Origin of the sequence: Arthrobacter pityocampae (assembly GCF_002927275.1) — a bacterium.
GTDB classification, from domain to species: domain Bacteria; phylum Actinomycetota; class Actinomycetes; order Actinomycetales; family Micrococcaceae; genus Arthrobacter_D; species Arthrobacter_D pityocampae.
In genome coordinates this window covers 18,200-40,481 of the sequence record NZ_PRKW01000005.1, presented here as the reverse complement: position 1 = coordinate 40,481, position 22,282 = coordinate 18,200, and the positions used below count along the sequence as shown (strand labels likewise).

Sequence of the window (22,282 nt, the reverse complement as noted above, 5' to 3'; positions counted from 1 at the left end):
CAGAGGTTCGAGGAACCGGATCCTCACCGCCGTCCGGGTGTAGGAGAGGGCGTGGGCCTGGACGCGGACGGCTTTGGAGGGGTAGCGAACCCATGCGTACACCCGGCGGGGTTCCGGGAAGTCGGTGGCAGGAGTGTTCTGAGGTCGAGTTCTGCTGCGGTGAGCCTGCTGAGTTCCTCGCGCATCATGAGCTCCTCGATTCGCATATCCGTCGCCCGGGTGGAAGACGCCCCGCGTGGCTGAACATCAGGAGCCTGCTGCGGAGGATCTCCTGGGCATCGTTCTCGTGGACCGTTACCTGAGGTAACGGTGCCTTTCACCGGCAGTTCATGCGCCATTGAGCGGAGTGCCGGACGGGGACGGTTGGCTCGAGGTGAGCGGTCATCGCTTGCGTGTCCTCCACCCGAAGGGATCCATCCATGCCCCGTTTCGTCCATTCCATCCGCTCGGCTGCTGCTGTCGCCGTCGGGCTCTCCTTCCTCGCGGTTCCCGCCCACGCCGTCCAGGTCGGCGCCGACACCGAGGCGCCCGAGGTCCGCGACGCCCAAGCGGGTCCGATCCTCGTGGGGCATCGCGGCGCCGCGGGGACGGCGCCGGAGAACACGGTGGCGGCCTTCAAGGACGGCCGGGCCTCCGGTGCGGAGTTCATCGAGATCGATGTGCAGCTCAGCGCCGACGGTGTCCCGTTCCTCTTCCACGACAACACCCCCGCCCGGACCACCAATGTGGAGGACGTCTTCCCGGATCGCGCCGGCGACCCGATCACGTCCTTCACGTGGGCGGAGCTGCAGCAGCTCGACGTCGGCTCGTACTTCGACGGGCGCTTCGTCGGCGAAAAGATCCCGCACCTCGACGACGCCACTCGGGTGGCCACCCGCAACACCGGCGTCTACATCGAGATCAAGTCGCCGGTGAATTCACCCGGCATCGAGGAACTGGTGGCCGCCGAACTGAGCACCGATCCCGCCTGGCGGAAGCTGGTCGACGCGGACAAGGTGCAGGTGCTCGGCTTCGACGAGTCCTCCAACCGCACGTTCGCCGCACTGGCGCCTGATATCGAGCTGCAGCAGCTCACGGGTGTGGTCCCCGGATCCGAGGTGCTGGCCGAGTGGGCCACGTTCGTGGATTCCGTCGGCGCGAACTACCGTGGCCTCACCGCCGCCGATGTCACCCGGGTCAAGGACGCGGGCCTGGTGATGGGCGTCTACACCGTGAACTCGCCGGAAGCCGTGCAGTCCGTCGTGGACCTCGGTGTGGACGTCGTGACCACCGACTTCCCGATCCAGAACAGCCGCTACCTGCGCGGGATCCCCGTGTTCCCGGGGACGGCTGTGGAGATCAGCGGGGCCGTGAACAACCCGGCGGGCGACGACGTCCTGCCGGACGCCGGTGAGTACGTGAGCCTGCGCAACGTCTCCGGCTCGGCCGTCGATGTCAGCGGGTACTTCCTCCGGGATGCGGCGAACACCATCCTGCGCGTCGGGGAGGGCTATGTGCTGCAGCCCGGTGGTGAGCTGCGCGTCCACACCGGCCCCGGGACGAACACTCCGACCGCCTACTTCAACGGGATGCCGGCCTCCGTGCTCAACAACACCGGCGACTCGCTGGGCCTGTGGACGCCGGAGTTGCGCCTGATGGACGTCTACGCGAACTGACCCGGCACCCTCGGCTGATCTGCTTGGCCGACACCGTGCGACGGCGATCTGGGACCGGTCTCTGTCCCGGATCGCCGTCGTCTTGCCGGGGCGCCGGTCCGTGGTTGCCGGGCGGTCATAGCCGCTCACGCGTTTCGTGTGGCCCGGCGATCGAGTGGTTCTCGGGTCGGCTCGTTCGGTTCCCGCGTGGGGGCGATGGCCCGGTTCTCGAGCTGGTGGGTGTAACGGCCCGGCCTGGTTTTCGCTGCCGGCGGTGTCGAGTGCGTCCCGGTAATGGGCAATTGGTGGCAGCCGGGGCTGTGACCGATTACGTGGGGGAGGACTGCATGGATCGGTGTTCGGCGATGGTAGCTCGGTGCCAGTAGATAGTGAATCCGCCGTTGCTCAGATCGACGCGGTGCCCCCGGTAGTCGCGGACTCCGTGGGCGTCGACGCCCGACACTTCCACCTCGAGGATGTATTCGGCAGGGAGGAGATGCTCCTGGACCTCGCGTTGGGCGGCACGGAACATGGATCGATGTGGCGTGACGGGCCTCGAGGCGAAGATGTCACCGGATCGTCCGTAAATCGCCTCGGGAGCCATCGAGCAGATCGGTGTGAGGTGCCGCGCGTGTTGTACCGCCTGTCACCAGGACGTCCGTGGTGGGCGTGATCGCGGAGTGGGTGACTGGTGTATTCAGGGTGTCTGTTCTCTGGTTCGCTTCCGCAGGTGCGCCAAAACCGGCCCCAGATCGCCCTGGTGCAGGTCCCGGATCGAGGTCACGGGCCGGCCGGCGCAGGTGCTGAGGAGGTGATGGCGATCCTCAGGCGTAGGAATGTGGGCGTTGTGCAGAGCTTGCTGGACCATCAGGATCTGTCGTTCCCGTAGCGGACTTTGCACCGGTGCAAGGGCCAGCGCGTGGACCTTGTCCAGGTCGATGTCTATCGTCATGGGCTGACCATAGCCATCAGGCATGTCCCCTGCAGGTAAGGGAGGTAACAGTCATATGAACAACAACGCCGGGCACACCGCTTCCCGGTCATCACCCCTTGCCGGCCATCACCGCTTCATCGTCGGCGTCACTGAACCTCGGAAGAGCCATGAGCGCGGGCGAACGCCCGGCACTGGTGCCCGTGACCGGGTGGGTCAAGTGCTGGGGGTGGTGTCTCGGGTGGGGGAGTGGGGCCGGGGCCGGGGTGGCAGGGCGTGTGGCCCTGCCGCCCCTGCTGGGTGGCCCCCGGTGCCTGCTGCTAGACCTGCGGACGGTCACACCATCAGTGAAGCCTCCGCTATGTTGGCCAGGGTAGGGGCGTAGGTCCCCGGTGCCTCCGATCCGTCCGGAACGCCGGCGGCAAGTTGAGTCCCTGATAGTGGTGTAGCGCGGTTGCCCGGTGGTGCCGGGTCGATGTCCGGAGCGTGTGGCGGGCGTGGACCGGGAGATCCGCCGGAACCCTGGCTGGCTCGATGGGTGCCTGCTGGTCCACGTCCAGCCAGTCTGGGACGGGGCCGCCGCGAAGAAGTTCGCCCGGAACAGGAACCGGGTGTGGTGGCAGCACTACCGGCACGTTGCCGCGCACATGCGGGAGCGCGGGGGTGCCCTGCCGGCGCAGAACGAGAGTGTGCGGGCGCGGGGGCTGTACCGGTGGCTAGAGGCCCAGCGACGCCAGCACGACGCCGGGAACCTCACCCAGGACAGGATCGAGGCCCTCGATGCGTTGGGGGAGTGGAGGGGCACCCGCAGGGGCAACCCCGACGCCCTCTGGGCGTCCCGCCCGGAGCAGGTCCGGCAGTTCCATGCCGAGAAGGGCCGGTTCCCGGTCTACACCCCGCAGCGCCGCCCGGAGGAGAAAGCCCTCGCGACCCGGCTGCACCGCCAACGCACCTGGGCCCGCAACGGCCGACTCCGCCACGACCGCCACCAGCACCTGGACCGGGTACTGCCCGGATGGAGCACACCGACGAGCTGAGCCCACGGGTAACAGGAGACGGCCCCGGAACGGCGTGAAGGACGCGCACCCGGTGGTCCCTGACCGTTCGGGTCGACAGTGTCATCGTCTGGCGCAGGCGGCTGTCACACCACCGCTGACCGCCAGAGCTGTCAGGGACGACGAAGAGGCCGACCGCCCCTTGGGGGCGACCGGCCTCTTCCGCTTACGGCGAGCTACGCCGTGCCACAGTCATGACCGGCGTCGACTCGCGATGGGTGCTGCCCTGACCCCTGGGGGGAGACGGGTTAGTGGGCTTGGTTGTAGGCGTCGACGATGGACTGGGAGATCCGGCCGCGGGCGCTGGTGGAGTGCCCGTTGTCCTGCGCCCACTGGCGGATCCGCTGCGTTTCCTCACGCTTGGCCTTGCCCGAGCCTGCCCCCGTGGCGGCGGGGGACTTGCTGCCCTGGCCGCGCCGGGTGCTGGCCTTACGGGCCTTGTCCGCGTATTCGGCGAGGGTTGTTCGGAGTTTCTGGGCGTTCTCGGTGGTCAGGTCGATCTCGTACTCGGTGCCGTCCACACCGAAACGAACGGTTTCCTGGGCGGTTTCACCGGTGAGGTCATCGACGAGTTCGACCTGTACACGCTGTGCCATAGTATCTGTCACTCCTGAAATTATTGTCGGATATTGCGGGACCCCCTGCATCGACTGTATCGCGCCATGAATCCATGACGCACATCTTTGAATTACCTGAGAATCATTGATGACTACTCGGACACGATCGGGCGAGCGACAATCGGAGTCCCGCCAGAGGCCAGCCGGAACCGCGCAGGAATCGATGTGAGTGTTCACGGGGTGCCCATTCGGGGTTCTTCACAAGCGTCGGTAGGACTCCGCATTTGGGGAGATCGCCGGTGGGTGTGGTGTTTTGTTGCATGTCGCTGCCGGGTGCAGGGGGAGCAGGCTCGTACCGCCTTTTCCGAGGTGGTTAGGGTGGAGGATGACTGGAGAGTCGAGCACCTGGCATGACAAGCACGAGGCGTCCCTGACCGGCGGACAGCGGGCCGCGGATCTGATGCGTAATGGGATGGGAAGCTGGCCCTTTGTGGGAGGCTTCATCGGTTTCATGCTGATCTGGGCCGCCGTGAACACGTGGGCGTTAGCCGCTCAGGCCTGGGATCCATACCCCTACATCCTGTTGAACCTCTTCTTGTCCATGTTGGCCGGTTTGCAGGGAGCGATTCTGCTCATCGCGGCCAAACGCCAGGACGCGATCGCCGCGGCCATGGCCCAGCATGACTACGACACCAACCTTCAGTCCAAGGCGGCGATTGACCTGCTGATCGATATCAACCGTCAGCAGTTGGACATCCTCCGTGAACTGCAACATCTCAAAGAACAACGAGAGGACAGCTGAGATGCCAGGGCAGGAGGAGTCCACCGCCCCCGCCCCGTCGCCGTCAGCGAAGGAACTCTCCCGAATGAGGTCGCACATTCGCGGGTGCGAACCGGGCACAAAAAGATCCCGAGGGTGGTCGCACCAAGTTTCCCCCTTTTTCCGACATCCGCTCAGCCCTTCGGGCTGCAGATCTGAGATTTATTCAGGGAAACCCCGAATTCGCCCGATAATGCCGGTACCGTGTGCTCATGTATTTCGCCACGCCTTCGTCCGGTGCGACTGACAACGTGGTTCGTCACGGGCACATCCTTCGCGCGTGGGAGTTGTCGCTTCCCGGATCGGAGCGGACGATCCTGGCGCACCGGCGCAGCCTCAGGCAGTTTTGCGAGTGGCTCGATGATCATGGGCTCGATTTGTTCAGGGTTCAGCGGGTGCAGGTGAACCAGTGGCGGCACGAGCTGACAGGGGCACCGGCCATTGTGGCGTCGGCGCCCGTGGCGCAGTGCATCGCAGCAGTGTCGGGGTTCTACCGGTACGCGGTGTCGTACGGGGCGGTTATCGCCAACCCCGCCGAGTTGGTGGAGCGTCCCAACGGCATGGCGGTTCACGCTCGCACGCGGGGCCTCAGCAGAGCCCAGGCACGGGAGCTGCTGAGGGTGGCGCGAGCCAATGGGCCCCGATCCGATGCATTGGTGAGCGTGCTCCTGTTCACTGGCCTGCGCCTGAATGAAGCGCTGAGCGCGGATACCACGGACTACGGGCACGACGGCGGTCACCGGATCCTGACCGTGCGGCGGAAGGGCGGGACACCCGGCACGGTGGCCGTGCCGGCCCCCGCCGTCAAGGCGCTGAATGCATATCTGGGCACGACCGGACAAAAGTCCGCGACGGCGACCGGCCCCGGCCCCGGACAGCCGATCTTCACCATGATCACGGGTCAGCGGTGGGCGGCGTTGGAGGCGCTGCGCACGGTGCACCGGTTGGCTCACGCGGCAGGTATCAAGGGAGAGCTTGGCCCTGACAGTCTCCGGCACACGTTCGCAACGATCGCGTTGGAGGCGGGCACTACCCTGCAGGACCTTCAGGACTCGATGGGAGATACTGGCGCGCGCACCACGCTGCGCGCGGAAGGGGTGCACCGTGACCTTGCGAAATCGGCCGGCTATGACGTGGCACGCGCGCTGGCCTGACAACCATCGAGACCAGGCCCAAGATGGCACCGGCGCGGCGGCCGTGACGGGCGGCAGGGTCCACCCTCGGTGAAGATCATGGCGGCCCCGCCGCCGGTCAGCATCGGCTAACGGCTATCCTGCAGGCCGAGCCCAGCGTGGTGAGAAAGAGGAGGATCGGCGGTACCGGACAGGGTCCAAACAGGGGACAAAGTCCCCGGTCCCGCGCCTTCTGGGTCGTTGGTCGCCCGGCCAGTGGCAGGTCAGGGGGGGCGCGTGAGTACCGCAGGACGCCGTGCATGCAGCCGGCGTGAATGTGGTGATGGGTGTAGCGGATAAGCGACCCGCGCCCTATCCAGGGAAGGGACTATTGGGACGGGATATCGACAGTGTGGTCGGATCGAATTAGTGTGCCGAGCTATGAAGAATCTTTTGCCACCCTGAACGCTCCGACGAGCCCTCGACGAACGGGTTCTTGGATACCGGGGTTCGTGATACGTTCTCACACGCGAAACTCAGGGATCGCACATCCGGCATGAGCACGCCGTCGACGGCCTCGGTGAACGCGGCGGCGACGTCCGGGACGCTCAGCAGAGACTGCTCGACGCCGTCAAAGGCCCGCTGCGCTGCCGCACCCGGATCCTCCAGGAACGACAGCGTCACGCGCGTCTGCGCGACGACACCTCGGACATTCTCAACGGCAACACTGTACGACGGCATCGGACCCCCCAGATTCATGGATGCTCAGCCCACCCTATAGATACCCGATACACGAGTACCGGAACACGCTCATGGGCCCAAGACCGTAAGGATTGGAGCTACAAAATATTCGCCCGGGGAGTGATTGGTTCGTCGGCACCCGAAAGACCGATCGCTGCAAAGGGCCGTCGAAGGTGAAAATCCCTACTGCCACAACACCGTCGCGCATTCGTGCGGCACACCAGGCTTCGAAGCCAAGCGAAGCGTCGGCGCTCGGGTGCAATGAAGAGGACGGGTTCTACCATCACGGAACGGACCCGTGCGCTTTGTTGACGATCCAATCAAAGGATCCCTTGATTGGACTCATGGTGAGGCCGGCGTGTCGTTGTGCAAACCCGTGTGCGGACATAGCCAGACGGCTCTGACTGTCTAGCCCAATGGGGATGTCAGCAGCGTCAGGCCGACGAAGACCCCGAAGGAGAGGATGGGCGTGGTAAAGGCGAGCCAGACCGCCCACCGCCCGTGGCGCCGTCCTCGATGATCCGTCACGGCCACGATGCCCTGAATGAGAGCCCATAGGCCGAGTCCTAGCCAGACCACTTGAGACCCCAGCCCGATGAAGCAGGTGATGAGAAGGGCTTGTTCAAGCTCTGAAAGGCCCTGAGCGCTTTGTGCTTCGAGTGGGCCAAGGAATAGCCCGATAAGCACGGAAGTCGTCAGGGAACCGATTGCGGCAATGACCGCCAGTCGCCTGGCGCCTACTCCTAATCTCGCCGACGCTGGCGGCTTCCCGGCTTGCATCACGGTGGAAGTCATAGGCTCAGCTTTTCATGCCGATCTCATTGCGCAGGCGGACGTCGACGCCGATTCATCACGTCCATAGCCCGCCATCATTCATCACCTCATGCATTCCCGTTGCGAGTGACACGACCCGGCGACCGGTGTCCGGGCGCTCTTAGGCGTGCCTCCGTTGTGCACCTCGGGCCGGGGTGGGCGGGCCTTAAGGGTCCGTGCCATCTGCTCCCCTGCTTACGTTGCGGCATGAAGCAGCAGGTCGCAGTGCAGAGTCAGCACAGTGTTATTCCAGTGTCACCGCAGTGCCAGCGTGAGGCCGAGCATGGCGAGGGCGAGGATGGGGAAGAGCCAGTTGGTGACCTGAACGAAGACTTTCATCCCGGTCCCGGTGCCACCGGCGGTCGCCGCGCTGGGGTCGGTGATGTCATCGTGGCCTGTTGTGCGGGCTGCCTGGATGGTGTTCCTGATCGAGAATGCCACCATGACCAGGGCGCTGGCGATCAGCCAGGGCAGCGGCTCGATGGCCAGCCATGCGTCGGCAGGGTTTTCAGGGGCAGCGACGGCTGATAGGAGTCCGGACAGTGCGCCGATACCGCTGAGACCGACGCAGGCCCAGATCCGGCGGATGATGGCGTCGAGGTAGAGCGGCAGAAAGGCGATGAGCACCACCGGTGTGGCGAGGAAGGCCAGTTGTGCTGGGGATACCAGTAGGAGTTCGGACCGGGTCCAGGGAACAACAGCCTGGTTGAACAGCAAGAACGCCAGGAGGCCGAGCGTTGCGGGCCAGAGCGCTGTGCGGATCCAGTCGTGCTTGGGTGCAGAGGGAAGCTCGAGTGCTTCGGCGTAGTCGCGGGCGGGACCGAATGCTTCTTCGGCCGGTTGGCCGGTATCGCGCAGGAGTTCCTTGGCGCTGGCGACGGTGTCGCCGATGGCGCTTCCGTGGACTTGGCGCAACCGGAGTTCCATGACGAGCTGGTCAAACCACTTTTTGTCGCTGGTCTGCTGGATCATGCTGGGCCCTCCATGGTGGGTCGGTCGAGGTAGCGGGTCGTGGCATCGGTGAAGCGCAGCCAGTCGGCGCTGAGGCGTGTGAGTTCGGTGCGGCCCGTCTCGGTGAGGGCGAAGTACTTGCGGCCGGGCCCGCCGTCGCCGGCCCGCCATTCCGTGGTGACCAATCCTGCTGTCTCGTAGCGGGTGAGCAGCGGATACAGGGTTCCGCCCTTGATGGTGCCGAAGCCGTGGCTCTCCAGGTCGCTGATGATCGCGTAACCGTAGGACGGACCGGCGGAGAGTGCGCGGAGGCAGAGGAAGCCCAGGGTGGCCCGAAGCCAGTCGCTGGGCCAGTCGACGCTTCCCGCGACGTGAGGAGCTGAGGTGGAGACATCCATGACTAGATTGTGTCTCTAACTAGTTAGCCTGTAAAGCCCTGCGGATCAAGTGATTCGTGAATGATCGTCCACGAGACACTCTCGGCCATGAGCGCCGAGAACGGTGTGTCGTGTTCCATGGGTCGTGTCCGAGAACTACGTACCGTTAGGCACGATTACGGTACGTAGCTCTCGGACACGGGACAGTTGTTGGGCACGCGCGGGTGTCGCGTCGGATCAGGGTCTGGATGGTCGGGCCGATGTCCTGGAGGCCGCGGGGCGCGAGGAGGTCTTCATCGAACACGTCTCTGGGGGGCCCTGGCGAAGCGGCCGGCCCCGGAGGATGTTCTGGAGTATGTGAGGGCGGGGGGGGGCACCCTGGTGGTGACGAATCTGTACTGGTCGGGTCGGTCGGCGCGGAATCTGAAGGAAGTTGCCGACGGCGTGGCTTGACGTCCTGCGACCCCGAACTACCGATCAATACCGGGGCCCTTGAATCATGCTCTGGGCGTTGGGCCCGCCTCCAGGCTGCCGTGGGCTCCCGTTACTCGATGGGAACTCAGGTTCAGGCGCATGCTCAAGGACTGAGAATCCTTCGGGGGGTCGGTGGGCTGATGCGGTGGGGGTGGGGAGAGGGGCGGGTTAGTGGTGTGCGCTGCGGGCGGCGCGGAGGAGCTCGTCCATCGCCTCGAGGTCGACGATCGCTGCGCGAAGGAGGAGTTGGCGTTGCCCCGACGCGTGGCCTGGCTGCCCCAATCGAGGGGCAACGGGGTCGATGCTTGTCGCAGGGGTGAATGCGAGGAACTGGATAACGTCTTCGGCCAAAGTAGTTCTGACGTCTTCGAGTGAACCGATTCCACTGTGCTGCGAGACGAGCTCGTACTCGTTCTGGTCCGGGAATTCCATGAGGATCTCATTCCTGTGATCGAGGTATTGGGGTGTGCCGGGGCAGGCCGGCGCGACGCCTGTGGTGAGGGATGGGCGGCAATCCGTCATGCCGTGGCCGGTGACGCACTCCGACAAGACCTGGAGCGGGGTGCGGAGGGAACCTGTAGCGGTCGCGTGTCAGACGGCGCCCTGTCAGACGGTCCTAGTCAGGCGGTCGAGGGCGTGAGCCGGGTGATGATGGCGATCAGTTGGCTCCGGAGGATCTCATCCTGCAGCATCGCTGATTCTGCTGCGGTTCGGCGCATCTGTTCGATGCTGTCCAGGAGTGTCTGGCCTCGGGCCGTGACACGGGTGCGTATCGACCGCGCATCCGAGGTGTTTCGGGACCGTGACACCAGTCCTTTGAGCTCGAGTTTCTCGAGGATCTTGCCCATGGTTTGTGACTGAACCTGCATCAGGGCGGCGAGGCTCGCCTGGCTGATGGGGCCGCTATCGGACAAGGCCTTCAACGTGATCGCACTCGCGTGGGTGACGTTCAGGTCGAGCAGCTGCTGGTTCTGGTGGTGCTCGTTCAAGCGGGCGGCCGTACTCAACAAGCGACTGGTCGTCCAGTGTGCTGTATTCACGTACACCTTCTATCTCCCCTGACCCCAGCGTAGCCCCTGCCCCGGAGCAGCAACGACCCCCACCAGGAGATCCCGCAAAACGAGAACCTGCAAAACGAGAACCTGCGAAACGAGAACCTGCGAAACGAGAACCTGCGAAACGAGATTGGCAGGGCTCAATACCGTGGTGTAGCGGCCCGGTCGAGCGGATGTTGTTGCCGGACACGTCAGAGGTCGCGACCCAACTTCTTGCGCGGGACTATGAATTCAGCGGTGTTTCTCTTAACGCGCTGCGGCCACGAGTTAGCTGTAACGTACCGACCCTTGCAAGGGTCGGTACGTTGCAGCAATGTTCGGAACGGTGAAGTTCACCTACAGGTGGACGGTTTCGAGCTTCGCTCTTCAGTCTCCATCCGCCCACGGGAGATCATCAGGGACAAGCGTCGGGGATTTGTCACCAAGAGAAGGGGGGGCTAGCGCACGACGATGACGTTTGAAGTGGTGTGGTGCAGGACGGCGTGGACTGTGGACCCGAGTCTGGCTCCAAGGGTGTTGCGGCCTTTCGCTCCGAGCACGACGCAGGACGCGGTACGGGCTCGTTCGATGATCGCCCCCGGTGTCGATGTGGCCGTCGTGGCCTCCTCGGCGATGGTGAGCTTTGTGTCGGTCGGCAACAAGTTCCGGGATTGCTGGATGACGGGGTCGCGTTCGGAGTCGGCGGCAACATTGGCGGCGACGTCCGCCGGGTGCCGGCGGTAAGGGAGTATGTGGAGAAGGTGGAGGGACTGGTTCAGGGCCTCTGCCAAACCCGCAGCTATCAGCACCGCGCGGTCGCTTTCGGGTGATCCATCGACGGCGACCAGAACACTGCCTTCGGCGGGCTGATCTTCGCGCACGACCGCTATCGGGCAGGACGCACTAGCTGTTAGGTGCAAGCTGACGGACCCTACGAGCAATCCGGCGAAACCGCCCAGACCGCGCGTTCCCGTCACGAGCAACGACGCATCTGCTGACAGCTTGGTCAGCACGTCGGCCGGGAAGCCGGTGAGGAGGCGCTGTGTGATTTTGAGGTCGGGCGCAACCTGTGCTGCGAGCTCAACGCCTTCAGAAACAGTCCTTTCAGCTGCGTTCTGCAGACCGCTGTCCTTGATGCCCTCGACCGGGCCGAGGTCGTCGGTGAAAAGCGGCCATGTTGTGCAGTGGGCAACGAGGAGAGGTAGTCCGGTTACTGAGGCATGCTGGGCCGCCCAGCGCACTGCTCGCTGGGATCCGTCGGAGCCGTCGTATCCGACGATGACCGGTTTGGGTGAAGTGCTGGTGTTCATGTGGGTACTCCTACGTCGGGTAGCTGCAGCGCTTTAGCGAAGTTTCGCATACCGCGTCGCCGGAGAACTTGTAGTAGAGCCGGTGTCTGGTCGCTACTGCTACTGGTGTTTTCGTCCTGCCCCCTGATAAATGATCCTTCGCCTGGTGAGACGAGAGGATGTAAAGACCCACTCATTGCTCATGGGGTACTCGGGGTGCCTGGGATGGCTGATGCTGGGGTGGCCCTGTCGTTGATGAGGTGTCGAAGTGAGTGGTGGGGTGCTCTGTGGTGATCGACGCGATGATCGCTGTGGCGAGGTTGCGGAGTTTGATGTTGCGGGCGCCTGATGCGGCTTTGAGAATGGTCACGGCAGCTTCCTGACTACACCGGTTCTGGGCCATGATGATGCCCGCGGCGAGGTCAATGGCGGTGCGGGAGTCCATAGCTGCTCGCAAGTCTTGTGCTGTATCGGTGAGCTGAGCGATATGCGCGGCGATGCGCACGGTGTCGGCGGCTTCCCGTGCGAGATGCTGCGTGGTTTCTATGTCGGCGGCAGCGAAAGCGCGTGTTGTGTCGGCGTACAGGTTGATGGCGCAGCTGCTGGGCCCAGCCGGATCGAGAGGAATAGGCACTGCCAGGATGGAGTGCAGCCCGCGCTCTGCCATGACGGCCCGAAACTCCAACCATCTCCCGTCCTCTGCGGTGGTGTTCGCGGCGTCTGGGACGTAGTTGGTGCGGTGGTTACGGGCGGCGTCGAGGCACGGCCCGTCGCCGAAGGAGTACTGCACTTCGTCCATGGCTTTGGCGTGGACGCTGCTGCTGGCGACGGTGATGGTTGTCCGGGCCCGGATCAGGGTGATGCCGCACAACACTGTTCGATTCGTGGTGGACAGTTGATCGGCGATGAGATGTGCCAGCTGGTCCAGGAGATTGTGGACGGCCTCGCTATCAAGCACGAGGGTTTGTGCAACAGCTGCAACACCCCGGTCCACGGCATCCGGACCACCATCGGGAACTGCCGCAGCGGCGAAGGACGCGTCCATCGTCGAGGATGGATCCGGTACTGTCCGGGACACGGACGCATCAACGGATTTGTCTGCGGGTGCGCGCGAGTGTGTGGCCATGAGGGGGTTCCTTGTCGGTAGATAGGTTCACCACCGATCGCGTCGGGAAGCCCGGACGGCGCAGCGGAGAATATCTGCACCGCCCGCTGCTGAACGACACCCTGACACTACGCCCATAAAGCCCTGCCACCTCACGTCAAGAACACCCGTCTTCGAGCTGCTTCTCCTTCATGGAGGCAAGATGGCATGAGGAGCTCAGCATCCAAACGCACTTCGTACTTCCTTCGGATGCATCAGTAAGGGTCTTCATGCCTGTTCTGACAGGTGCATGGATATCCATTGAGAAGGCGCTCACCGTGCTGTGCGCTCGAGCCGGGCCAGATAGGAGAGATTGATTGCTATGAGCGACAAGACAGGGGAGGGGCCCCAGGAGGATGCCCTGATCGGTGAGACGATCGGCGGGTTGATTGAGGGGCGGGACGTCCTGGCAGCCCAGCTGGGCTTTCTTGCCCGGTCTCTGCAGCACGAAGAGGACCCGGAGCGGATCCTGGCGACGATGGTTCGTGGTGCGATCGATCTGATCCCAGGGGTTGATGAGGGCTCTATCAGCGTTGTGCATGACCGGAAGAACATCGGCTCCCGTGCCCCGTCGAGTAAGTTGGCAGAACGGCTGGACGCGCTACAGGGTGATACCGGGCAGGGGCCGTGCCTGGACGCAATGTTCATGCATCAGACAGTGCACGTGCCCGACCTGGCCAGCGAAACAAGGTGGCCGGACTTCGCCACCCGTGCCGCTGAGGCCGGTGCGGGCAGCATGCTGTGCTTCCAGTTATGGGTCGAGGGCGACAACCTGGGCGCATTGAACCTCTACGCCAGTCACGCCGGCGCTTTCTCCCGTGAGTCCGTTCATATCGGTCTGCTGGTAGCAGCGCACGCCGCAGTGGCATTCGCTGAAGCCATGAAAGTGGAGCAGCTCGGCGAAGCCCTCGCGACCCGAGACCTCATCGGGCAGGCTAAAGGCATCCTCATCGAGCGGTACAAGATCACCGCCGACCAAGCCTTCACGATCCTGGACCGCTCCAGCTCGGAGACCAACAAGAAGCTCCGCGACGTGGCTGAACACCTTGTCCTCACCGGTGAGATCTCCCGTTAGCTGCGCCCACACATTCTGTCGCAGCTTCCCGGCTCCCCCTCACTACTGGACCGTCCGACCAATTAGGCTCATGACGTCCGCGCGCCTGTTCTCCTAGCGATCGCGGGTCAGTCGGAGGGCTCGTTTGCCGGCACCTCATGCTCATACATCTCAGTGGGTTTGAGAGCCGCAGCGGCTTCCATGGCATCGATTTCCCACTGCTCGGAGAATTCCGTGAGTGGGAGCCGGATCGGGTTACCTTCAGCGTAGGTAGTCATGCGTCGCAGCCTACGCCCCGTCCTTCTCACGTGGTGGGGCGAAGGCCCCTTACGGGCCTTGGCGGTCGAGTAAGTGGGCCGGTTCCAATTCTTCTCGGGGCTGACGGTTGAGGTCTGAATCAGGCGGATGTGGCCAGAAGACGGGATGGATGGTGCGATTCGAAGAAGCACGGCGCACACTGGGAGCACTTGGCTGTCGCTGGACGCGGTATGTGAGATTCAGTCAACGACATTGCCGGAACGAAAAAATGGTGATGGGTTCCCCTCACCTAGTCAAGAAGCCGGCTCTCTGAGGGAAACACTCAGCACTCCTGTGAATTCCACCGCGTGTGCAGCTGAAGCGGCCGCGTAGGAGGTACCTGTGCTGCCTTGGTCGTCCTCATGACTATGACAGGGCCGATCATGTCACCGTCCGTGTGTCGCCTAGAAGGGCCTTCGTGCCGGATGAATGCTCATCCGAGCGGGAAGTGTGGCCGCGGAGGTGTTCAAGCCGCCCCAGTGATCCTCCGAGGGGCTGTTGCTCGTACACCGTTCGAACGCTAACGATACGGTTACTGTCTCTTTCCCCTGCAGCGTCGTTGAAATGATTCCGATACTGGATCGATGGCTGGCCGTGACCGAAGAAGTGAACTTGAGTGGTCTGCGCCATTCTCGTACCACAGGGCGGCGAGTTCCGCGGTGTTCAGTGCCCGTCCAGACAGTACACCTAGGCTTGAGAAAGTCGGTCGGATTCCGGCCGCACCATCAGGGACGACAACCAGAAGGAGAACGCTCATGGGACTCGACGACAAGATCAGCAATGCCGCCCAGAAGCTCGGCGGACAGGGCAAGGAAGCCGCCGGGCACGCAACCGGCGACGAGAGCCTGAAGGCCGAGGGCCAGGGTGACCAGGCCAAGGGCGACCTGAAGCAGGCCGGCGAGAAGATCAAGGATGTCTTCAAGAAAGACTGATCCGATCAGCCACGCCTCCGGTCAGGACGTGACCCGAGGGGAGTGCTCCTTCACAAAGGGGCACTCCCCTCTGTCGTTCTTTGAATGGTGCGGCGTGACTGAAAGGTCGCTGCTGACCTAGAGCCCGGCGAGTGGTCCTGGACGGGTGGACCAAGGTTTTCGTGGTGTCTAGGGGTGTTGTGGGGGCGTTGGTCTCTGCCGCCGGCGGGGCGCGTTGCGGCAGGATGGGCGGAGTGGCCTCTCGATGGGCGGCGCGGTTCGCAGGGAGTGGGCCGCGGAGGCTTAGATCTGAGGGGCGTCCTGATGAATTCGCTGGGAACCGACGCGACGGGTCGTCCTTCCCGGCGGGTGCGGGTCTTCATCGGCGAAGAGCATGAACTCGTGCGACAGGGACTCAGCGATCTGCTGGAGGACCAGGGATGCGAGGTGGTGGGCGGCAGCGGGTCCGCGGTCGAGGCGAGCCGGGAGGTCGCGCATCTGCGACCCGACGTGGTCATCCTCGATCACCGCCTCGCCGACGGGACGGGTCCCGAGGTGTGCCGGACGATCCGTTCCATCGACCCCGGCATCCGGTGTGTGATGCTGACGAGCTTCGATGACGAGGCCGCAGTACGCAGCACCATCCTGGCGGGGGCGTGCGGGTATCTGCTCAAGGAAGTCGGGAACGACCGGCTGATCCGTGGGGTTCGGCGCGCGGCGGTCGGTGAGACCCTGCTGGCGCCGGGCACGATCAACCGGGCCCGTGAACGGCTCTCGTGGATGCTCTCCGACCGGCCCGCGTTGTTCACCCCGGTGGAGGGGCAGGTCGCTTCCGGCATCATTGCGGGGATGTCGAACCGGGAGATCGGCGCGAGCTGGGCCTGCCCGACCCCGTCGTCGCCCGTCTGGTGTCCTCCGTCCTGGCCACCCTCGACGACTCATAGAATCCTTCACCTAGAACCCTTTCACCGGTCGTCCATTCCAGGAACCCCGTCGTCGGCCGGCGCGAAATGTATGTAGCTCCGCTCGCTCACGGCAGCACCTTGGCCTAGCATCACCGTTGAGAATCTGATGCCCGCAAGGGGCTCCCCTCTGCCACCCTTCGCCCTGCAGGACAAACGCATTGGGCGGTTTGGTACCTGTCCCGCCAGGGCTGCAGTTCACGACCAGCGGCGAAGGAGGACTGGATGGTGATGTTCTCTGGCAGTGGTGATGACGCCGAAGGGCGCTGCGTGTGCAGCGCCCTTCGGTACAGCCGGCTCTGCGGCCGTCATTCGCTTACACCTGCAACGGCTATCTAGCGCCGGCTGGTGGTATCGGTCCCATCGGTGGTCCTTCCGTCGGTGCTGCCGTCGATGATCTCGATTTCTTCCTTGCGGACCTCGTCGGTGACGGTCTCCTGATCGGTGACGGTTTCCTTGTCGAGGCGGACGCGCTCGACCGGCACAGCTTCCTTCTCCACGACGGGGCGCTCGGCGTGGAGGACGACTTCGTGTTCCTCTTCGCTGATCGCGGGACCGTCGTAGGCATCGCCACGGTTGGCGTTGGTGATGGGCTCGCGCTCGATGCGGACCTCTTCGTGCGTGACCGGTACGGTCGTGGTGACGTTCTCGGTGACGACGTACTTGCGCAGCCGGGCCTTGCCGGCTTCGCGGCGTTCGGTGCCGACGCGGAGCTGCTCCTCGGAGCGGGTCATCGCGTCGTCGGTCGTGGGCCCTGAGGTGTCGTGGCCCACGGTGCCAGAGCGGTCGTGACCCTCGTCGCCGGCCTGGAAACCGGGCTCGAACCCGGTCGTCCCCGCCGTCGTTCCCGTGGTCCTACCCGTGGTGTTCGTGTCGGTGTCGCCGGTGGTGCCGGTGGTCTCAGTGCGATCCGAGTGATTGCCATGACCGGAGAGTCCGTAGTGGCGGTAGAGGCGGTCCTCTTCCTCGGGGCTGATCTGGCCGTCCGATTCCACGCGGGGTGCGTCCTTGACCTGTTCCTTGGAGTAGGCGACGGTCACGTCCTCACCGTTGACAACCGCGCCCTGCAGGGGCGCGAAGGACTCGGAGGTGCCGAACAAGCCGGTCTTGACGGTGACCCAGCTCGGATCACCGGTCTGGTCGTCCAGGTAGACCTGGCCGACGGAGCCGACCTTCGTGCCATTGCTGTCGAGGACGTGGCCGGAGAGGATGCTGTCGATGTCGTTCTGCGTGAGCATGGAAGTCCTTTTGTCGTAGGTCGGGCGAAGTACCCGGCCGTATGTGAGGTGGAAATCTTGGTGACGCCGTGGTGGCAGCCAGCCGACACCCGCAGGTCGACCGTGATGTCGCCTACTGCGTCGTCCGGGGCTTCGGGGCGCTGGGGCTGGGGGCTGTGCCGGTGAAGGCTAGTTGGTCAGGCCTGACTGGTGGTCGATGCCGACCTGGTCGACCTTGCGGTGGAAGTGCATACCGGCCTTACCGCCGGTGATCGCCCCGATCAGGGGTACGAGGACGGCGATCGCGAGGGCGATGAGTCCACTGGCAGTCAACAGGCTGCCATCGACCGGGATCTGCGGCGCGCCGCCGATGCTGGAAAGGACGTTGAACTGATCCCCTGCGATAGCGCCAAGGATCGCCACGATGATCGCGATCATGATGCCCCACAGCCACACGGCGACGCCCTGCTTCACACCATCGAAGCGCGCCATGCGGCCTGCCACGTATCCGCCGCAGTAGTAAGCGACGAACAGGACGATCGCCAGGACGATCCCGCTGACGATCCCGATGGTTTCGGCGTTCTCGGTGGCCTGGTTAGCCGCATCGGATGCGCCGGTGGTGTTCGCGGCTCCGACGCCGGCGCCGATTGCGGTGGCGAGGGCGCTGAGCAGGACGGTCAGTCCGATGGCGGTGAGCCAGCCGAAGAACGCCGAGCCCCATTTGATGCCGCCGAAGCGTTCCTTCTCCGCAGCGACGACGTCGTTCCTGCGGCTCTTGGGAGTACTCGCCCCGGACGCGTTGTTCTCTGCCATGTCAGACCTTCTTTCATCTCAGTCATACCCGTACTGTTTCGTGGGAGCCTTCTCCGGGGTGCGCCTCCGATAAGGCGTCGAAGGATTGACAGGGGAAGGCCACGGCAGCGCCTAGTTGATGGTTCGCCCGAATTTGGGCGGTGAAAGAGCCTCTTCATAACTCCTTCGCAAAGGCGATGCCTCCACGTACAAGACCTAAGCATACTGATACTAAGCCGCCTTGCTTTTCGTATTTGGCTACCCCTACTGTGGGGTTGACATGTGCTGGTGGCGCTGGGGGCGCCTGGAAAACCGGCCCCTCACTCACACCACGGAGCATTTACTCATGGAAGAAACTCTCAGAAGCGGTCTGGCGACCGTTGTCGAGTTCGTACCGAAACTCGTCCTGTTCCTCGTCATTCTGATCGTTGGCCTGATCATCGCGAAGGTCATCGCGAAGGCACTGGACAAGCTGCTGGAGAAGGTCGGGTTCGATCGTGCGGTCGAGCGCGGCGGCGTGAAGAAGGCACTGGCCCAGTCCAAGCTCGATGCCAGCGACATCGTCTCGAAGATCGTCTACTACTTCCTGGTCCTGTTCGTCCTGCAGTTCGCCTTCGGCGTCTTTGGGCCCAACCCGGTCAGCGACCTGCTCGCCGGCATCATTGCGTTCCTGCCCAAGATCATCGTCGCGATCGTCATCGTCGTCATCGCAGCGGCCATCGCTGCGGCTGTGAAGTCGCTGATCCAGAACGCTCTGGGCGGCCTGTCCTACGGCAAAGTCCTGGCGAACATTGCGAGTGTCTTCATCCTCGGCATCGGCATCATCGCCGCCCTGAACCAGGTCGAGATCGCCACGACCGTCACCACCCCGATCCTGATCGCGGTCCTCGCGGCTGTCGTCGGTGTGATCGTTGTCGGCGTCGGAGGAGGCCTCATCGGCCCGATGTCCCGCCGTTGGGAGGGCTACCTGAACAAGGCAGAAGAGGAAGCCCCGAAAATCAAAGCCCACGCAGACGCCGCCCCGTCCGCCGGTCAGCAACTCAAGGGCAAAGCCCAGCAGGCCAAGGCCCAGGCCGGTCAGCGTACCGACGCCCGCCCTGATGGTGCACACCGCATCTAGTCCTCCCTTGTCCTGACGGTCCATCTGCCTGGGCTTACAGGTGAGGCGTCACCCGGACAGGACGAAGAAGGTCTGGGAGAGGGGTACTACCCGACGGGTAGTACCCCTCTCAGCTATTGGACCTCAGCCGAACCCGCTCATTGCGTGCAAGACCACGCCAGCATGAGGCTGCGCACATCTACTTCTCGCTCGAGGTGATCTTCCCCGTGTCAGTGACGTAGGTGGGTGTGTGTGAGTGGGCGCATGGCTTCTGTAGTCCAGGGGTGTGCAGGACAAGCAGCGAAGCGCGGGGAGCTTGTGCCGAGCACATGAAGTCAGGAAGCCTGTCAACTCTTCCACGCCAACCGACCGGCTGCGCGCCTACAACCTGCGACCTATCTGTACGGCAGCCCCCACACCTGTTCGGTGGCAGGGGACAGTCGAGTTGGCCGGAAGTCATTCCTGTCGTCGCAGGCTATTACCCTGCTCGCAGTCGATCGCACCCGTTACTGCCTTCATTCAGCACGACTTGTGTCACTGTAGACGGATGATGCCGGACGCAGGAGCCTATGACCTCGAGGATCTGCGGGCGCGGGTCATGCAAAAAAACGGCGGGGCGGTGGACGACAGCATCCCCGAACTCGCCGCCGCGGACGCCGACCAATGCGCGCTGGCCCTGGCCCTGCCCGACGGGACGGTGCGCGGCACGACGCAGGCGGAGTCACCGTTCAGCGTGCAGTCGGCGGTCAAACCTTTCCTGTTCGCCCTGGCTCTGCTGGACACGGATGGTGACGCCATGGACCTCATCGGAATCGAACCGACCGGCGAAGCCTTCGACGCGATCAAGCTCGAGAGCGGCACCGGCCGCCCACCGAACCCGATGGTCAATGCCGGAGCGCTGCTCACGGCATCGCTCATCGACGGCAGCGATGTCGATGAGCGTAACGAGCGAATCCTCCAAGGCCTCTCTGCCTTCGCCGGGCGCCGGCTCGAAGTGGATGAAGGCGTCGCCCACAACGAGCACCTCCTCGGCGACCGCAACCACGCTCTCGCACACCTCATGCGGGCGGAGGGAACCCTGCACGTCGGTGCCGACGATGCCGTCGCCGTCTACGCTCGGGCCTGCGCCGTCCTGGTCGACGTGAAGGCACTCGCGGTGATGGGGGCGACCCTCGCCAGCGGCGGAGTCAACCCGGTGACGGAGGAGCGCGTCGTCCCGCCGTCCGTGGCTCGCGACGTCGTCTCGGTCATGGCGACCTGCGGTGTGTATGACGGTTCAGGCCGTTGGATGCGTGGAATCGGCATCCCCGCGAAGTCCAGCGTCTCCGGAGCGATCGTGCTCGCCGCCCCCGGGCGGCTCGGTGCCGCAGTCATGAGCCCGCCTCTCGACGAGCAAGGGACGAGCGTGCGCGGGCGAGTCGCCTCCGACCTTCTGAGCGTCGAACTCGATCTGCACGCCTTCGGCTCCGCGACGGGCGGCGACCGCAGGGGACGCGCGTCCCGCACCAAGCAGTGACCTCGTCGAGCATCGGCACGTCGACCCTGGGGGTCACCGACTTGTCGTGAGTCGAGCTCGCTCAGCGGGGGCACTGACCGACAGCACAGTCGTCATGCAGTCACACTGGCGACGGCTTCATATGAGGCAGACTGGCGGAATGAGGCATCTCGGGCACACCCGCGTGAGTACGTCGGCCCAGGACGCGAAGCTGCAGCTCGACGCGCTGCACGCTGTCGGGGTGCAGCGACGCGACGCCTTCGCCGATGTGACCTCGGGCAGTCGGTCCGCGGTGGAGCGTCCCGGGACGAGGAAGCTCCTCGAGTACGCCAGCAAAGGAGACACCGTCGTGGTGTGGCAGGTCGACCGGTTGGGGCGGTCCCTGATCGATGTGTTGAATACCGTGAACTTTGCTGCATTAGCGGGGGGATCCTCGTCCGGTCCCTTTCCGATGAGATCGATCCGGCGACCTCCACGGGCCGGCTGATGCTGAACATGCTGGCCACCCTGGCCGAGTACGAGCGTGAACTGATAGACCCTCTCATGCCGTTTTTCCTACAGTCACCTCGGTCGTGGCCGGAGTTGTGACCTCCGACAGGGAGGACTTTCCAGGCTTGCCAATCCCAAAATGATCAGCATACTGATTATTAGCTGTGGTGTACGAGCACAGGCAGGGTGGTAGGTCGCGGCGACCGGTCGGGGTCGAAGGCAGCGGGGGTTCAGGTGGAGACATGGCTATGTGTCCGGCAGGTCCGGGAGGCTCTGACGTCGACGGACCTGCGGGTGGAGGATCTCTGGGTCAGGTACTACGCGATGGGGGGTACGGCGTCCTGGTTCGAGCTTGAGGCGTGCCTGGCAGGGGTCCTGGTTCTGGATGGTGGGGAATGCCGGATCCTCGTGGACGCGGCGAATGCACTGCTGTCCCAGGCTCGCAGCGGGACGAGGGTCGATCGCTGCGCGGATACCTCGCCCGAGCGGCTGTTGAGCGGCGCCGGGCACGGGCTCGGGGCGGCTGGCGCGTTTCTTCTGACCCCTCGGGAGCGGGAAGCCGAACGTGTGGACGCCGTTGTCCGGACCGGGCTGCTGGATACGGGTCCGGAGGATCGCTTTGATCGGATCAGCCGGCAGGCGCAGCATCGGTTCCAGGTCAGCTCGGTGATGATCACCGTCATCGATGATGACCGGTGTTTCGGGAAATCAGTGATTGGTCCGCTGCGGCGCAGCGTTCCCCGGACCGTGTCGCTCTCCACCGCCGCACTTCATCGGGCTGGTCCCGTCGTCGTCGAGGACGCCTCGGCGGATGAGCGTTTCAGGGAGAACCCGTTTGTGCGCGGCGACCCGCATGTGCGCTTCTTTGCCGGGTATCCCGTCCGAGGGCCGCTGGGCTGGTTAGTGGGCTCCTTGTGTGTGGCGGATCAGGTTCCCCGTTCCTTCTCGACCGCTGATGTGCACGCTCTGCGCGCTCTGGCCCTGGACGTGGAGGACGAGGTCAACGGGCCCCGTGCCCTGTCGGAGCTGTGAAC

General features: G+C 64.3%; 24 protein-coding genes and 1 pseudogene. 11 read left to right on the top strand and 14 right to left on the bottom strand.

Annotated elements, in window-relative coordinates:
* Positions 1-419 precede the first annotated feature (419 nt).
* Positions 420-1,655: a glycerophosphodiester phosphodiesterase family protein gene (locus C4K88_RS11625; protein WP_104121808.1), complete on the top strand. Its 1,236-nt coding sequence runs from the start codon at positions 420-422 to the stop codon at positions 1,653-1,655.
* A gap of 307 nt (positions 1,656-1,962) precedes the next feature.
* Here the strand turns inward: C4K88_RS11625 and C4K88_RS11620 are convergent, their stop codons facing one another.
* Positions 1,963-2,166, bottom strand: a complete 204-nt coding sequence (locus C4K88_RS11620; RefSeq protein WP_104121807.1) for a hypothetical protein — start codon at positions 2,164-2,166, stop codon at positions 1,963-1,965.
* A 165-nt stretch (positions 2,167-2,331) separates the two neighbouring features.
* Positions 2,332-2,586: a hypothetical protein gene (locus tag C4K88_RS11615; protein WP_104121806.1), complete on the bottom strand. Its 255-nt coding sequence runs from the start codon at positions 2,584-2,586 to the stop codon at positions 2,332-2,334.
* A gap of 476 nt (positions 2,587-3,062) precedes the next feature.
* Here C4K88_RS11615 and C4K88_RS11610 point away from each other — a divergent pair, with 476 nt between their 5' ends.
* Positions 3,063-3,602 (top strand): helicase associated domain-containing protein, encoded by a 540-nt coding sequence (locus tag C4K88_RS11610; RefSeq protein ID WP_146065681.1) that lies wholly within the window; start codon positions 3,063-3,065, stop codon positions 3,600-3,602.
* Positions 3,603-3,868: 266 nt separating this feature from the next.
* Here the strand turns inward: C4K88_RS11610 and C4K88_RS11605 are convergent, their stop codons facing one another.
* Complete coding sequence (locus C4K88_RS11605; RefSeq protein ID WP_104121804.1) at positions 3,869-4,216, bottom strand: histone-like nucleoid-structuring protein Lsr2; 348 nt, start codon at positions 4,214-4,216, stop codon at positions 3,869-3,871.
* 346 nt (positions 4,217-4,562) lie between these two features.
* Between C4K88_RS11605 and C4K88_RS11600 the strand changes: the two genes are divergently transcribed.
* On the top strand, positions 4,563-4,979 hold the full coding sequence (locus tag C4K88_RS11600) for a DUF1003 domain-containing protein (protein ID WP_104121803.1): 417 nt from the start codon (positions 4,563-4,565) through the stop codon (positions 4,977-4,979).
* 230 nt (positions 4,980-5,209) lie between these two features.
* The gene (locus C4K88_RS11595) at positions 5,210-6,151 is read left to right on the top strand and encodes a tyrosine-type recombinase/integrase (protein ID WP_146065680.1); all 942 of its coding nucleotides are present in this window, start codon (positions 5,210-5,212) and stop codon (positions 6,149-6,151) included.
* 384 nt (positions 6,152-6,535) lie between these two features.
* Here C4K88_RS11595 and C4K88_RS11590 read toward each other — a convergent pair whose 3' ends face one another.
* The 8 genes from C4K88_RS11590 to C4K88_RS11560 all read right to left on the bottom strand — a co-directional run bounded on the left by C4K88_RS11590 (position 6,536) and on the right by C4K88_RS11560 (position 12,914).
* Positions 6,536-6,868: a hypothetical protein gene (locus tag C4K88_RS11590; protein ID WP_146065679.1), complete on the bottom strand. Its 333-nt coding sequence runs from the start codon at positions 6,866-6,868 to the stop codon at positions 6,536-6,538.
* Between the two features lie 390 nt (positions 6,869-7,258).
* Positions 7,259-7,645 (bottom strand): hypothetical protein, encoded by a 387-nt coding sequence (locus C4K88_RS17150; protein WP_146065678.1) that lies wholly within the window; start codon positions 7,643-7,645, stop codon positions 7,259-7,261.
* A gap of 273 nt (positions 7,646-7,918) precedes the next feature.
* The gene (locus C4K88_RS11585) at positions 7,919-8,635 is read right to left on the bottom strand and encodes a hypothetical protein (RefSeq protein ID WP_104121800.1); all 717 of its coding nucleotides are present in this window, start codon (positions 8,633-8,635) and stop codon (positions 7,919-7,921) included.
* On the bottom strand, positions 8,632-9,012 hold the full coding sequence (locus C4K88_RS11580; protein ID WP_104121799.1) for a PadR family transcriptional regulator: 381 nt from the start codon (positions 9,010-9,012) through the stop codon (positions 8,632-8,634). Before C4K88_RS11580 ends, C4K88_RS11585 begins: the two co-directional genes overlap by 4 nt.
* Before the next feature lie 621 nt (positions 9,013-9,633).
* The gene (locus C4K88_RS17550) at positions 9,634-9,897 is read right to left on the bottom strand and encodes a hypothetical protein (RefSeq protein WP_104121798.1); all 264 of its coding nucleotides are present in this window, start codon (positions 9,895-9,897) and stop codon (positions 9,634-9,636) included.
* A gap of 188 nt (positions 9,898-10,085) precedes the next feature.
* Positions 10,086-10,505, bottom strand: a complete 420-nt coding sequence (locus tag C4K88_RS11570; protein ID WP_167399038.1) for a MarR family winged helix-turn-helix transcriptional regulator — start codon at positions 10,503-10,505, stop codon at positions 10,086-10,088.
* 452 nt (positions 10,506-10,957) lie between these two features.
* Positions 10,958-11,809: a universal stress protein gene (locus C4K88_RS11565; protein WP_104121796.1), complete on the bottom strand. Its 852-nt coding sequence runs from the start codon at positions 11,807-11,809 to the stop codon at positions 10,958-10,960.
* 172 nt (positions 11,810-11,981) lie between these two features.
* Entirely contained in the window at positions 11,982-12,914 is a 933-nt protein-coding gene (locus C4K88_RS11560; RefSeq protein WP_104121795.1) for a GAF and ANTAR domain-containing protein, read from the bottom strand.
* A gap of 340 nt (positions 12,915-13,254) precedes the next feature.
* Here C4K88_RS11560 and C4K88_RS11555 point away from each other — a divergent pair, with 340 nt between their 5' ends.
* Positions 13,255-14,007: a GAF and ANTAR domain-containing protein gene (locus C4K88_RS11555; RefSeq protein WP_241521880.1), complete on the top strand. Its 753-nt coding sequence runs from the start codon at positions 13,255-13,257 to the stop codon at positions 14,005-14,007.
* Between the two features lie 107 nt (positions 14,008-14,114).
* Here the strand turns inward: C4K88_RS11555 and C4K88_RS17400 are convergent, their stop codons facing one another.
* Positions 14,115-14,264: a hypothetical protein gene (locus C4K88_RS17400; RefSeq protein WP_167399037.1), complete on the bottom strand. Its 150-nt coding sequence runs from the start codon at positions 14,262-14,264 to the stop codon at positions 14,115-14,117.
* A 774-nt stretch (positions 14,265-15,038) separates the two neighbouring features.
* On the opposite strand from C4K88_RS17400, the gene C4K88_RS11550 reads away from it, so the two are divergent.
* Entirely contained in the window at positions 15,039-15,215 is a 177-nt protein-coding gene (locus C4K88_RS11550) for a CsbD family protein (protein ID WP_104121794.1), read from the top strand.
* A 303-nt stretch (positions 15,216-15,518) separates the two neighbouring features.
* Entirely contained in the window at positions 15,519-16,214 is a 696-nt protein-coding gene (locus C4K88_RS11545; RefSeq protein WP_104121793.1) for a response regulator, read from the top strand.
* A 277-nt stretch (positions 16,215-16,491) separates the two neighbouring features.
* On the opposite strand, the gene C4K88_RS11540 is transcribed toward C4K88_RS11545, so the two are convergent.
* Together C4K88_RS11540 and C4K88_RS11535 are read right to left on the bottom strand one after the other, a co-directional pair.
* The gene (locus C4K88_RS11540; RefSeq protein WP_104121792.1) at positions 16,492-17,394 is read right to left on the bottom strand and encodes a DUF2382 domain-containing protein; all 903 of its coding nucleotides are present in this window, start codon (positions 17,392-17,394) and stop codon (positions 16,492-16,494) included.
* A gap of 168 nt (positions 17,395-17,562) precedes the next feature.
* Positions 17,563-18,186, bottom strand: coding sequence for a hypothetical protein (locus tag C4K88_RS11535; RefSeq protein WP_104121791.1), 624 nt, complete (start codon positions 18,184-18,186; stop codon positions 17,563-17,565).
* A 220-nt stretch (positions 18,187-18,406) separates the two neighbouring features.
* Here C4K88_RS11535 and C4K88_RS11530 point away from each other — a divergent pair, with 220 nt between their 5' ends.
* From C4K88_RS11530 to C4K88_RS11515, 4 genes and pseudogenes are all read left to right on the top strand, one after another.
* On the top strand, positions 18,407-19,285 hold the full coding sequence (locus tag C4K88_RS11530; protein ID WP_206604368.1) for a mechanosensitive ion channel family protein: 879 nt from the start codon (positions 18,407-18,409) through the stop codon (positions 19,283-19,285).
* Positions 19,286-19,811: 526 nt separating this feature from the next.
* A complete protein-coding gene (gene glsA, locus C4K88_RS11525; protein ID WP_104121789.1) occupies positions 19,812-20,780 on the top strand; it encodes a glutaminase A in 969 nt (322 codons plus the stop codon).
* A 139-nt stretch (positions 20,781-20,919) separates the two neighbouring features.
* Positions 20,920-21,293 (top strand): annotated as a pseudogene (locus tag C4K88_RS11520) (recombinase family protein); the annotation flags it as partial.
* A gap of 249 nt (positions 21,294-21,542) precedes the next feature.
* Positions 21,543-22,280 carry a GAF domain-containing protein gene (locus tag C4K88_RS11515; protein ID WP_104121788.1) on the top strand — a complete coding sequence of 246 codons (738 nt, stop codon included), beginning with the start codon at positions 21,543-21,545 and terminating at the stop codon, positions 22,278-22,280.
* The last annotated feature ends 2 nt before the right edge of the window (positions 22,281-22,282 follow it).